The sequence below is a fragment of the Clostridium sp. HBUAS56017 genome, from assembly GCF_007115085.1.
GTDB lineage: Bacteria > Bacillota > Clostridia > Clostridiales > Clostridiaceae > Clostridium > Clostridium cibarium.
In genome coordinates, this window is sequence record NZ_SULK01000063.1 from 1 (window position 1) to 1,139 (window position 1,139).

Here is a 1,139-nt window from a genome sequence, read left to right on the forward strand (position 1 = left end):
ATTTGTCCTGCATTTACTGCTACTACAAGATCTGCTATAGTTGTATCTTCTGTTTCTCCTGATCTATGTGATACTACTGCTGTATATCCTGCTCTGTTTGCCATTTCTATAGCATTTAATGTTTCTGTTAGAGTTCCTATTTGATTTAGTTTTATAAGAATTGAATTAGCTACACCTTTTTCAATTCCTGTCTCTAATCTGCTTGTATTTGTAACGAATAAATCATCACCAACTAATTGAACTTTTTTACCTAATCTATCGGTTATTAGCTTCCAGCCTTCCCAGTCTTCTTCTGCCATTCCATCTTCTATAGAAATAATAGGATATTTATCTACCCATTTTTCAAGGAAATCAACCATCTCTGCAGCTGTTAATGTCTTTCCTTCATGTTCTAAAACATATTTTCCGTCCTTATAATATTCAGAAGATGCAGCATCTATAGCTATGAACATATCTTCTCCTGGTTTATAACCTGCTTTAGTAATAGCTTCTATTATAACTTCTATAGCTTCTTCGTTAGATTTTAGATTAGGAGCAAATCCACCCTCATCACCGATTCCAGTTGAATAACCTTTTTCATTTAAAGTCTTCTTCAATGTATGATATACTTCTGCACACATCTTTAAGGCATCTGAAAATGTTCCTGCACCAACTGGCATAACCATAAATTCTTGCAAGTCTACTGAGTTATCAGCATGAGAGCCACCATTTATAATATTCATCATAGGTACAGGCAATACCTTTGCATTTACCCCACCTATATATTGATATAATGGTAATCCTAATGAGTTAGCTGCAGCATCTGCACAAGCTAGTGAAACTCCGAGGATAGCATTAGCCCCTAGTTTTCCTTTATTATCAGTTCCATCTAATTTTATTAGTGTTTCATCAATATAAGTTTGATCAAAAACATTACATCCAATAAGTTCTTCTGCAATAGTATCATTAACATTTTGAACAGCTTTGTTTACGCTTTTTCCTTGGTAATTATTCTTATCTCCATCTCTGAGTTCTACAGCTTCATAAATTCCTGTGGACGCTCCTGATGGCACTGCTGCTCTACCTATAGTTCCATCATCTAAATAAACCTCAACTTCAACTGTTGGAAAACATCTAGAATCTAATATTTGTCTTCCTAC

The 1,139-nt window shown here is 34.5% G+C and carries 1 protein-coding gene; it reads right to left on the reverse strand.

Annotated elements, in window-relative coordinates:
* The coding region (gene eno / locus FAY47_RS19845; protein ID WP_143318651.1) for a phosphopyruvate hydratase at positions 1–1,139 on the reverse strand (1,139 nt) is incomplete at both ends.